The sequence below is a fragment of the Gluconobacter oxydans genome (assembly GCF_006539685.1).
Lineage (GTDB): Bacteria > Pseudomonadota > Alphaproteobacteria > Acetobacterales > Acetobacteraceae > Gluconobacter > Gluconobacter oxydans.
Genome location: NZ_BJNM01000006.1, coordinates 93,856 through 104,972 on the forward strand (window position 1 = coordinate 93,856; position 11,117 = coordinate 104,972).

Here is an 11,117-nt window from a genome sequence, read left to right on the forward strand (position 1 = left end):
ACAGGAGTTACACTCATGGGTCTTTTCAGCACCATCATGTCCAAGATCTTTGGCCATGCAGAAGCCGCAACGCCGTCCACCAGTGCAGCCCCGGCCGCCACTGCACCTGCCGCCGCTCCGGCTGCTCCCGCAGCAGCGCCCGCCGCAGCTCCGGTGGACGTGGATGCCGTCCTGTCCGATCTGGCATCCAAGGCCGGCCAGCCGCTGAACTACAAGACCTCCATCGTGGATCTCCTGAAGCTGCTCGGTCTCGACAGCTCGCTCCAGTCCCGCAAGGAACTGGCCGGCGAACTGCATTATTCGGGCAGCACGGACGACACCGCGACGATGAACGTCTGGCTCATCAAGCAGGTCTACGCCGAGCTGGCCAAGAATGGCGGCAAGGTCCCGGCTGACTGGACGCACTGATCCGCGCCCCGTCCGCACGGACAGCATGAAAAAGCCCGGCTGGAAACAGCCGGGCTTTTTTTATGAAATTCCTGTGTCAGGGAAGGATCGGATTACGCGGCTCAAGCGTCTGCATCGACCGCTCGACACTGAACGCCTGTCCTGCCCGCAGCTCCTCCAGAGACTGATGGAAAATCCGCACCCTGACCTCCATATGCCGGTCCGGATAACGCCACCGCTCGAACGCCAAAACCGTATCCGGCGCCGTACTGTCCGGCTGATCGGCAAACGCCCATGACAGCCCGAAAATCGCTGCCATGGCATCCTGGTTCGTATCATGCCCCGCCAGCACCAGAAGCCGCGTAGAGGGTGTGACACCGGGAATATCCGCAACCGGACGATCCGCCAGAAACGCCCGGATGCTTTGCGCCATAACGCCATTCCGCGCCTGCGCCACAACCGGCAGACGCCGCAGCAGCAGGCTTTCAGCCTCATGAACCGGCATGACGGCCTTCAGCAGTCCCGGAACATCCGCTTTCGCAGAACCGAAAACATCCACCGGAAAGCCTTCGGAATACAGCAGCAGCAGACTTTCCGCCGCCATCCCCCCCGTCGCAACACCGCCTGAAAGATGCGGCGCGGCTTTCTTCCAGTCCAGAACCGCAGCATCGCGCAGACAGCGCGATGTGTGCGTTGTCCCCTCACAGGCTCCCGGCGCCATCAGCGTCTGCAACGCCTGTAATCCGCGCTGCACCTCCGGAGTACGGGACACAGGCAATGCAGACGCAAACGCCTGCTCGGTCTCCTCCCGCGGCGGCACGGCGCGACCCGCCGCAATGGCGTTATAGACAGGATCCGCACCACGCGCCTTCCACTGCGCTTTAACGTGACAGTCCGGCGCCACATCCCGCGCCCAGACCTGCCCGGTCTGCTGCGTCCTGTGATCCGCCCCGTCCGCCCAGACCCGGATCTTATCGGAACAGTTCTGCAACGGTCCAAAAGCCAGACGCAGATAATGCGACCGGACAGCCTGAACCATGGCCCCCAGCGCCACCCCACCATGCGGCGTCATCTCGCCGGGCGCCACGGACCACTCAGGCCAGTCGAACCCGGTCTTTTCCCGCAGGACAGCCGGAGACGCCGTCGGACTCCGGATTCCATGCCGGGAGAGGAGCACAACTTTTTCCAGAACAGGCTCGGGCGGCGCAGAGGGTCCGCCCGAACATCCCGTCAGAGACAGCGCAAACAGAAGGACACAGCCGGTCTTTTTCACGGGAAGGTCGCCGTCATGTTGAAGAACACACTCCGTCCGGCCAGCCGCCAGTAAAGCGGCGCATCACCATAAGACTGGTTGCCCGCAAAATCGCTGATGGAGCGGTTATTGAAGAGGTTGGAAATCTTGAGGCTCGGCGTCACATCGCGCATGATGCCACCGATATTATGAATGCGCCAGCCCAGGGCCAGATCCGCCGTCACATTGCCGTGGATCCTGTACTGGTTTTCAAACACCGTATGACCAGCCGAATTGGTGGTGCTGTCCAAACCCCAGTGATGCCCGACATATTTCCCCATCAACGAGAAATATGGACCCTTCGCATTTTCATAAAGCAGCCCGAATGATGCCAGTGAATCCGGCGTCGTCGCCACGCGCACGCTGCTGTGTTTGTAGCGCGCGTCATTCACACTGTAATTGCCGTAAAGCGAAAAGCCGTATCCGATGACATACTGCCCTTCGAGTTCGATCCCGCGATAAATCGCGCCACCGCTGTTCACATACGTCGAGGTCGTGCCGATATTCTCGACATTGATCTGTGCGGAAGCGATATAATTGGAAAAATCGATGTAATACCCATCCAGTGACAGCATCCAGTTCTTGCCGTGGTAAACCGATCCAACCTGATAATTCAGGGTCGTTTCCGGCTTCACATTTCCAACGGACTGAACCTGAAAAACCGACATCGGAGGTGCCAGAAAGCCGCGTGCAATCTGCGCATATGCACTCCAGTTTTTCATAATCCGTTGACTAATCGCAATAGATGGCTGCCAGGATCCATAATGCTAGGTGTCCTTCATCGGCACCTTTGTCGACTTGTTTATCGTTGCATCATAGTCCCTTGTGAACATGGAATATTTCACACCCGGCTTGATAACCGCCCCTTTCCAGGGATGAATATCGAACTCGAGATAGGGCTGCACCGTCGTGTTCAGATCGGAAATATCATAGCTGTAAGCCGAACCTGTTTTGGACGGAACCGGGATCGCATTTTTGCTCAGATCCAGCGCATAGGTGTAGCGACGATCCTTCTGCACATCCGCCCACACACCGAACAGAATATCCGAATAGGATGTATGCGCCTTGAACCGTAACGTATCGCCATAGGAACGGAATTTAGCGTCCGCATGTTTTCCGGGAATATCATTGGCATAGGTTGCCACCTTTTTCCCGGCCGAATTATCGAACGTCACACCATTCGCAGCCGTGCTCGTCTGGCTGGCATCCGTGCTTTCCGTATAATCATGCTCGAACCCGCTCGTATAAAGCTGGTTTTCCATCGTCAGCCATGACGCAAGGCGGCTTTTGAGACTCACATAATCAAAATCGGACGTGTAGGTGCTGGGATTATATCCGTAATAACACTGCTTGGACGGGTCGTTGCACAGCCCGTAATTCTTGCCGTATTTCGCATACTCGGCGAGCGTCGCACCCTGCGTCGTGTACTGCCATTCCTTGTTGTATGTTGTCTCGAATGTCAGCGTCGTTTCGGGCGCAAGATCAATCACATCCTTGAACATCAGATTGCTCCGGCGCTCGGCCGAATTGGTCAGATAGCCGTTCGTCTCTTCATGCTGCATGTCGAGAAACGCACGCCCAAAGCGTGTCTTGCCGCTGTCGAATTTGATGCCACCGGCGCGCGTATTAAAGCTGCCATAAGTCCCGTACAGTGATACGCCCCTTTTGGCCGAAGGCGTCTTGGACATGAACCCCATCGTTCCACCGAACGTCGCATTTCCGATCGTGGAGCCCGTTCCGGGACCGCGATCAATCTGCGCTTCCCCCAGGAAGTGCGAAATGAACAGGGACGATGTCGTGTGGTGCAAATCGCTGGCATCGCCGAACGGAATGCCATCGAACGTCATGTTGTACTGCCCGTCCTGAAAGCCGCGAAGACTCATCGCCTCGGCTTTACCCATTCCGGGGCCGTTAGGATTTTGCGAATAAACGCTCGGCTGGAACCGGATAATATCGTCGATGCTGGCGAGCGGAATGATATTGTTGCTCAGAAAGCCAGACTGAGTTTTTGATGTCGGTTCCGTAATATCCAGCGGCACCGTCGCAGGTGCAATCCGCGCGGCATGACCAAGAACGGTCAGATTTTCCACGCCAGGCGTCGCCGCTTTTTCCTTTTTGGGTTTATGCTCCTCATGCTTCTTCTGTTTTGAATCAGAAACATCTGCGTGGGCGCTTCCTCCCAGCAACAAGGCACCGGCGAAGCACCCGGAAAGCAGGATATGGTTACGCATCTTGAACGTCATGGGGAATGGGCTCCAGTGAATGGCGCGCATTCCATACGGAAGGCTTCAGCTCAGGAAAACTGCTTTACCGTTCCTGAAATAAAACATTCACACGTTTTACTCCAAACCTTCATACTTATTTTGAAATATTTCCAATTCTATACTTAAGGTAACGGTCTTTTATCCGCAATAGGGTCGATCTTCGGCTCCGTCAGTGGTCCTGAATCGATCACAACCACCAGATCACCCGCAATCTGCGTCGGCTGCCGGTCCTTCGGCAGCAGCGCCTGAAAGCGCGGGTCATAACTCGCAGCCTGCTCATACAGCGCATCGATCAGCCCGTAATGATCCATGAATTTATTCATGGTCGCCGGAATCCGGATGCACCCTTCCGACGCCGGATGCCCCAGACGCCATTCCAGGAACTGCGGGTCCGTCGCATGGATTTCCAGCCGGATCTGCCCGGTTTCATGACGTGGCAGCCAGCCCTTCATCGCCGTTTGCCACCCCATGTCCCACACGCGCGATCCCTTGGCGCCGATCCCGCGGATTCCGTACTTGTTCTTCGTACCTTCCGCCCGATAGCCCAGACGGTCCGCCGTGTTCTGAAAAACCCCGGTCGGTGTGATGTAGTAATATTTTCGCCCCGTCGTCCCGGTCGAAACCGGCGTCCCTCCAAGGGACTCCCATGGAGCATCCGGCAGCGCCAGCACATAATCCAGATGCTGGATCTTCTCGTTACGATCCACGACCATGACAAGCTGCGGCCGTGAAACCGGCATGTCCGCCTGCGTGACCGCATCCTTCGCAAGCGTCAGAAACGCCTTGCGACGCTCCGGTGTGTACGTGCTGAATCCTTTGACATTGTGCTTCATCAGCACAGCCAGCCGGGACGCCTCTTCCCGCGCCACTTCATCCGAAACGACCGGCAGATCCGGAATATCGATCGGCGGCGGCGCCAGATCAGGCTGTGGGGGCGTATCCGTCGGCGGATTGCTGGCAGGCGGGGGTACTGAAGCGCCCAGCGATGGCGTCGTATCGGGCTGCTGCGTCGACAGTTCCGGCCCCGCACTGTCCGGCCGCGCACAGGCCACCAGCGGCGCAAACCCCACAACCATCGCCGTGGACGCAGATAACAGGGCCACAAACCGCGTCAGTCTGGAAACATCACGCATCTTCAGAAAACCATCCCCGAGTTCAGAACAACAGACAGAACGCGAGGGAACAGTTTCCTGTCCGGGCGTTCAGCATGACTGGTTCGTCTTTAAACGCCCCAGCCACGCAAAAGGCATCACAGATCCAGAAGCAGACGCCGCGGATCTTCCACAAGCTGCTTGATCCGGACCAGGAAGCTCACCGCCTCCCGCCCGTCCACGATCCGGTGATCATAAGACAGCGCAACATACATCATCGGCCGGATCACAATCTGCCCGTCCCGCACGACCGGTCGATCCTGAATGGCATGCATCCCCAGGATTCCCGACTGCGGCGTGTTCAGGATCGGCGTGGACAGCAGCGATCCGAAAATCCCGCCATTCGTGATGGAGAACGTCCCATGAGACAGTTCCTCCAGCTTCAGCCCGCCCGTCCGCGCCCGCTTGCCATAATCGGCAATACGACGCTCCAGCTCGGCAAAGCTCATCTGATCGGCATCATGCAGCACCGGCACAACCAGCCCGCGCTCCGTCCCGACCGCAATGCCGAGATTGACGAAATCACGGTAGACGATCTCATCGCCTTCGATCTGCGCATTGATCGCCGGATAATCCTTCAGCGCCCCGACCACTGCGCGCGCGAAGAAGGACATGAAGCCCAGCCGGGCCCCGTCATGCTTCTTCTCGAACTCTTCCTTGTACTGTGCCCGCAGCGCCTTGGCGGCGGACATGTCGATCTCGTTGAACGTCGTGAGAATGGCCGCCGTGTTCTGCGCAGCCTTCAGATTACGGGCGATCGTCTGACGCAGACGGCTCATCGGTACGCGACGTTCCCGCGCTTCATGCGATGACAGCTTGGGGGCCGGAGCAACAGCAGCGGGCTTTGGCGCTTCCGGTGCGGGCGGGGCCACGCGCGCAGGCTGTGCAACAGGTTCGGGTGCTGGCGGTGGAGCAGCCGGTTCGGCAGGCGCTTCAGCCACCGGAGCAGGCTCAGGCGCAGCCGGTGCCTCTGCCGTCTCGTCCACAGCGCCCAGCAGCCCACCGATCTCGACTTCCGTCCCAACAGCCACGCAGTCTTCCAGACGCCCGGCGGACGGCGCCGTCACCTCGACGCTGACCTTGTCCGTCTCCAGCTCCACGATGGTTTCGTCATGCTGCACATAGTCGCCGGATTTTTTAAGCCACCGCGCGACAGTCGCAGTCGTCAGGCTTTCTCCAAGCGCCGGAACCCTGATCTCGACCGTCATGCTGTTTCCCTGTCTTGCGTCCCGCCCCGAAGCGGGGAAATGTCTGTCTGTCCTGCGGCCCGTTCCAAAAACTGGCCCCCAGAATCACGCCCGGCACCATACCGGAAAAGGTTCGGTCATGCAGGATACTGCATCTTTGCCGCCAGCGGGAGGCGGAACCATCACCGTCGCCGGACTTTGAAACCAAAACACAGGAGGCCGCAATGTCCCCCCCGCCCGACCGTCCTGAAATTCTGGACTCCGACCATCTCTCCGCCCGCACCCGCGCGATCCTGACATCCCGGCTTTCAGCCCCCGAAACACAGCCCCGGACCCTGTCGCTTCAGGCCTATGCCGTTCTCGATGCGCTCCTTCCCGTCCTGCTCCCCCTCGACGAAATCCTGCCTCCCGGCACCTACATCAACATGACAGCCCGGATCGACGCCGCCCTTTCCGGCCCCCGCGACGGCTGGCGCTTTGCGAACCTTCCGCCCGACGCCGAAGCCTGGGAAGCGGCCCTCCTGACGCTCGACGATGTCGCCGCCGAACAGCACGGCATCCGCTTCATCCATCTGGCTCCGGAACTGCGCGGCACCCTGCTCGACGCCATGATGACCGGTCAGCTCGGCCTCGACCGCGACGGCCGCCTCTCCATTCCCCAGATGGCCCGCTGGGCCGGCGATCTGCGCGGCGAAGTCGCGGACTGCGTCATGAGCGATCCGCGCGTGCAGCAGGCACTCGGCATTTCTTCCAGCCTCACCGGCGGCGATACTGTCTTTCAGGGCTTCACCGAAGTCGGTCCCAACAGCCGCGAAGATTTCGAGCCCAAAGCCACCGCCCCCCTCGCCCAGATGGCAGACTCCAGGGAATGAACAGCACGACCGTCATGAAGACATTCGGAGAAACAGACATCGTCGATGCCGTCATCATCGGCAGCGGTGCCGGTGGCGCACCACTGGCTGCAGAACTCGCCCGCAACGGCAAAACCGTCGTCGTGCTAGAAGCTGGCCCCGCCTTCACCGCCATGGGCCACACACCTGACGAAATCGCCGCCCGCGAACTGTACTGGCTGCATGAACGCCTCTCCGCCGGCACGAACCCGCAGGCTTTCGGCGGCAATAACAGCGGCACCGGCCTCGGCGGCTCCCTGCTGCATTACGGCGCCTTCATGCCTCGCATGGACGCACGGGACTTCCATCTGCACACCGAAACCGGCAAGGGCGTGGACTGGCCGTTCGGTCTGGACGAACTGCTCCCCTATATCGAGCGTGTGGAATCCTTCATCGGCGTCTCAGGCCCGGCCTCCTACCCGTGGGACCCAACCCGCCGCTACGCCTACCCGCCCCCGCCCGCCAATTCCGCCGCCCTCAAGATGCGCGAAGCCTGTGACGCGCTCGGCTTGCGCCATGCCGATGGCCCGGCCGCCCTCATTACCCGCAAGATCGAACAGCCCCATTTCGGCACCCGTCATGGCTGCGCGAATTGCGGCGCCTGTCATCAGGGATGCCGCAACAGCGCCAAATCCGGTGCGGACAACACCTGGCTTCCCATGGCCGTCGCCCATGGTGCCGAACTCCGCCCCGGCTGCTTCGCCCATACGATCGAACGCGACACTTCCGGCCGCGTGACCGGCGTGGTCTATCGCCAGAACGGCGTCGAACACCGCCAGAAATGCGCGACCCTCGTCCTCGCCGCCGGTGCCGTCGAAACCCCGCGCCTGCTCCTGACCAACGGCCTCGCCAACAGTTCCGGTCAGGTCGGCCAGAACTACATGACGCATGTCTCCACACAGGTCTGGGGTGAGTTCGACGAGGACATCCGCCCCAATCGCGGTTACCCGTCCCTGACCATCACCGAAGACATGATGCGCCCGAAAGACGCGGATTTTGTCGGCGGCTACCTGATCCAGTCACTGGGCATGATGCCCGCGACCTGGGGCCAGAACCTCGCCCGCAGCACCACGACACGCGGCCCGGCCTTCGCCCGTGCGCTTGCCGGATACAACCGCTCCGCCGGCATGGGCATCAACGGTGAATGTCTCCCCCGCCCCGAAAACCGCGTCACCCTCTCGAACGAGAAGGACGCATTCGGCATCCCCAAACCCCTGATCGAACATTCCTACGGCCCCAACGAATGGGCCATGCACAATCATGCCGCCAACCTGTTAAGCCGGATGTGGGAGGCCATCGGCGCAAAAGACATCCGTGTCATCGACCGCGCCGCTCACATGATCGGCACCTGCCGCATGGGCACTGATGCGGGCAGCAATGTCGTCAATCCGAAAGGCCGCAGTTTCGATATCGACAATCTGTGGATCTCCGATCACTCGATCTTCCCCAGCGCCGCCGCCGCCAACCCGGCTCTGGCCATCATGGCCCTGTCCCTGCGCACGGCAGACGCCATGCTGAAAGCGTGATCCCGAAAAACTGACATGGATCAAAGTGTTCCGGAGCACGCGCACCAGCCTTGACACCGGTTCGCGCGCTCCGGTAATCGAAGGACGACTTTCCGGTGACGTCCTGTCACCCGGTCTCCCTTTCCATCCGGATGACGCCTGCTTCACTGTCCTGCGAAATCTTTACGGATCCCCGCCTGACACCCGAAGCCCCCGCCCAGTCGCCCTGTCTTCTGTGTGGTCGCGCATCCTCCCCTATCAGGTCTGCCCCCTACGGCACATCAAGGCGCGTCTTTCATGCATCTCGCCGAACTCAAGAAGAAATCTCCGGCCGATCTGCTGGCTTATGCAGAGGAACTGGAGATCGAGAACGTCTCGTCCATGCGCAAGCAGGACATCATGTTCGCCATCCTCAAGACCCTTGCCGAGCGCGATCAGGCGATCTACGGCGAAGGAACGCTGGAAATCCTGCCGGACGGCTTCGGTTTCCTGCGCAGCCCGGAAGCCAACTACCTTCCCGGCCCTGACGACATCTACATTTCCCCCGCCCAGGTCCGCCGCTTCGGCCTCCGTCCGGGTGACACGGTTGAAGGCCAGATCCGCGCCCCGCGCGACGGCGAGCGCTATTTCGCGCTGCTGAAGGTCAACACCATCAACTTCGAGGCTCCGGAAACCGTCCGGACCCGCATCAACTTCGACAACCTCACGCCGCTCTACCCCGAGCGTCGCCTGAAGATGGAAGTCGAACAGTCCGAAGCCGCCGTCACGGAATCCTCTCCGCGCGGCAAGGGCAAGAAAGACCAGCGCGACTACACCCCGCGCGTGATCGATCTCGTGACGCCGATCGGCATGGGCCAGCGCGCCCTGATCGTCGCCCCGCCCCGCACCGGCAAGACCGTGATGCTCCAGAGCATCGCAGCCTCCATCTCCGCCAATCATCCCGAAGTGTTCCTGATCGTCCTGCTGATCGACGAACGCCCGGAAGAAGTGACGGACATGGCCCGCTCGGTCCGCGGCGAAGTCGTCTCCTCCACCTTCGACGAACCGGCAACCCGCCACGTCCAGGTGACGGAAATGGTGCTGGAAAAGGCCAAGCGCCTCGTCGAGCACAAGCGCGATGTGGTCATCCTGCTGGATTCCATCACCCGTCTCGCCCGCGCCTACAACACCGTCGTCCCTTCCTCGGGCAAGGTGCTGACCGGCGGTGTGGACGCCAACGCCCTGCAGCGCCCCAAGCGCTTCTTCGGTGCTGCGCGTAACATCGAGGAAGGCGGCTCGCTGACGATCATCGCAACGGCCCTGATCGACACGGGCTCGCGCATGGACGAAGTCATCTTCGAAGAGTTCAAGGGCACCGGCAACGCCGAGCTCATCCTGGACCGCAAGCTGGCCGACAAGCGTACCTTCCCCGCCATCGACATCACCAAGTCGGGCACGCGTAAGGAAGAGCTGCTGGTCGATCGCGCCGAGCTGTCCAAGATGTGGGTCCTGCGCCGCATCCTCGCCCCGATGGGCACGATGGACGCCATGGACTTCCTGCTGGACAAGCTCAAATACAGCAAGTCCAACCACGACTTCTTCGAGGCCATGAACAACTGATCCACGATCAGCACAGCCGACATGAAAAAGGGGAGCTTCGGCTCCCCTTTTTGTATTTCAGCGACGTGGAGTGAAAGACGGGGTCCTAGCGCGCGCCTTCCAGATGCAGGAGCGCGTGCTTGTCGGCCACACCCCCAAGTCCCGAATAGCCCCCCAGCCCCGAACGCCCGACAACACGATGGCAGGGGATCAGGATGGGGATCGGATTCGCCCCGACCGCTCCGCCCACCGAGCGCGCCGAACCGCCAACCTCGGCCGCGATGTCGGCATAGGTCCGCGTCTGCCCATAGGGAATCCGGCGCAGCGCGTCCCAGACCTTCTGGCGGTACGGAGTCCCATAAGGACGGTAGGGCAGGGTCTCGAAATCAACCGATTCCCCGTCAAAATAGCGCTCCAGAAGGTCGCGGGCTTTCAGAAGGAGCGGAGTCTCTTCCTGATCGCGCCCCCAACCCCAGTCCAGAGCGACGATCTGGCCCTCATCTTCACTGATGGTAAGGGCCCCGAAAGGTGAGTGGCAGGATAGCTGTGGCATGAACGACACGGTGCCCGAGCCGCTCAAAACCGTCAATCCGGCGATATCACCATCGGGACGAGACTTTTTAGCCATGCTCCAAGCGCATATCGCGGTATAGCAACATGCACAAAACACATACTGGACCGCTCATGTAGGCTTTATAGCAATATTCTGTAATGTGTTGGAAAACTGCCATTTTTTGTATTCGAAAAGCAACCGGAGGATTTCCGGAACGGCAGTGTAATTATTCGGTGAACCGCATCCCGCCCGGTTTCGGAGCGATCCCGCCCCGTCCCTCACGGAAACGTCAGAAGCCGTGTTTGTCTTAG

The 11,117-nt window shown here is 60.4% G+C and carries 9 protein-coding genes and 1 pseudogene; 4 read left to right on the forward strand and 6 right to left on the reverse strand.

Features of this window, described 5'->3' with window-relative positions; all coding sequences use genetic code 11:
- Positions 1-15 precede the first annotated feature (15 nt).
- Complete coding sequence (locus GOX01_RS04380; protein WP_011252638.1) at positions 16-408, forward strand: DUF3597 domain-containing protein; 393 nt, start codon at positions 16-18, stop codon at positions 406-408.
- Between the two features lie 76 nt (positions 409-484).
- On the opposite strand, the gene GOX01_RS04385 is transcribed toward GOX01_RS04380, so the two are convergent.
- From GOX01_RS04385 to sucB, 5 genes and pseudogenes are all read right to left on the reverse strand, one after another.
- Complete coding sequence (locus GOX01_RS04385; protein WP_011252637.1) at positions 485-1,660, reverse strand: histidine-type phosphatase; 1,176 nt, start codon at positions 1,658-1,660, stop codon at positions 485-487.
- Positions 1,657-2,430: pseudogene (locus GOX01_RS13115) on the reverse strand (TonB-dependent receptor domain-containing protein); the annotation flags it as partial. The gene GOX01_RS04385 and the pseudogene GOX01_RS13115, both read right to left, overlap by 4 nt.
- Positions 2,431-2,445: 15 nt before the next feature.
- Positions 2,446-3,768 carry a TonB-dependent receptor plug domain-containing protein gene (locus tag GOX01_RS13120; protein ID WP_228119169.1) on the reverse strand — a complete coding sequence of 441 codons (1,323 nt, stop codon included), beginning with the start codon at positions 3,766-3,768 and terminating at the stop codon, positions 2,446-2,448.
- A gap of 296 nt (positions 3,769-4,064) precedes the next feature.
- A complete protein-coding gene (locus tag GOX01_RS04395) occupies positions 4,065-5,075 on the reverse strand; it encodes a L,D-transpeptidase (protein ID WP_011252635.1) in 1,011 nt (336 codons plus the stop codon).
- 116 nt (positions 5,076-5,191) lie between these two features.
- The gene (gene sucB / locus GOX01_RS04400; RefSeq protein WP_011252634.1) at positions 5,192-6,301 is read right to left on the reverse strand and encodes a dihydrolipoyllysine-residue succinyltransferase; all 1,110 of its coding nucleotides are present in this window, start codon (positions 6,299-6,301) and stop codon (positions 5,192-5,194) included.
- Between the two features lie 203 nt (positions 6,302-6,504).
- On the opposite strand from sucB, the gene GOX01_RS04405 reads away from it, so the two are divergent.
- From GOX01_RS04405 to rho, 3 genes are all read left to right on the forward strand, one after another.
- A complete protein-coding gene (locus GOX01_RS04405; protein ID WP_011252633.1) occupies positions 6,505-7,152 on the forward strand; it encodes a gluconate 2-dehydrogenase subunit 3 family protein in 648 nt (215 codons plus the stop codon).
- Positions 7,153-7,166: 14 nt separating this feature from the next.
- Positions 7,167-8,696 carry a GMC family oxidoreductase gene (locus tag GOX01_RS04410; protein ID WP_062269148.1) on the forward strand — a complete coding sequence of 510 codons (1,530 nt, stop codon included), beginning with the start codon at positions 7,167-7,169 and terminating at the stop codon, positions 8,694-8,696.
- Between the two features lie 276 nt (positions 8,697-8,972).
- On the forward strand, positions 8,973-10,274 hold the full coding sequence (gene rho, locus GOX01_RS04415) for a transcription termination factor Rho (protein ID WP_011252631.1): 1,302 nt from the start codon (positions 8,973-8,975) through the stop codon (positions 10,272-10,274).
- A gap of 85 nt (positions 10,275-10,359) precedes the next feature.
- Here rho and GOX01_RS04420 read toward each other — a convergent pair whose 3' ends face one another.
- Positions 10,360-10,806, reverse strand: a complete 447-nt coding sequence (locus GOX01_RS04420; protein WP_011252630.1) for a methylated-DNA--[protein]-cysteine S-methyltransferase — start codon at positions 10,804-10,806, stop codon at positions 10,360-10,362.
- Between the last annotated feature and the right edge of the window lie 311 nt (positions 10,807-11,117).

What these genes read in the sequence shown, in the direction of transcription:
- GOX01_RS04380 (WP_011252638.1), top strand. Translation starts at nt 16, where the DNA reads ATGGGTCTTTTCAGCACCATCATGTCCAAGATCTTTGGCCATGCAGAA.
- GOX01_RS04395 (WP_011252635.1), bottom strand. Translation starts at nt 5,075, where the DNA reads ATGCGTGATGTTTCCAGACTGACGCGGTTTGTGGCCCTGTTATCTGCG.
- sucB (WP_011252634.1), bottom strand. Translation starts at nt 6,301, where the DNA reads ATGACGGTCGAGATCAGGGTTCCGGCGCTTGGAGAAAGCCTGACGACT.
- GOX01_RS04405 (WP_011252633.1), top strand. Translation starts at nt 6,505, where the DNA reads ATGTCCCCCCCGCCCGACCGTCCTGAAATTCTGGACTCCGACCATCTC.
- GOX01_RS04410 (WP_062269148.1), top strand. Translation starts at nt 7,167, where the DNA reads ATGAAGACATTCGGAGAAACAGACATCGTCGATGCCGTCATCATCGGC.
- rho (WP_011252631.1), top strand. Translation starts at nt 8,973, where the DNA reads ATGCATCTCGCCGAACTCAAGAAGAAATCTCCGGCCGATCTGCTGGCT.
- GOX01_RS04420 (WP_011252630.1), bottom strand. Translation starts at nt 10,806, where the DNA reads ATGCCACAGCTATCCTGCCACTCACCTTTCGGGGCCCTTACCATCAGT.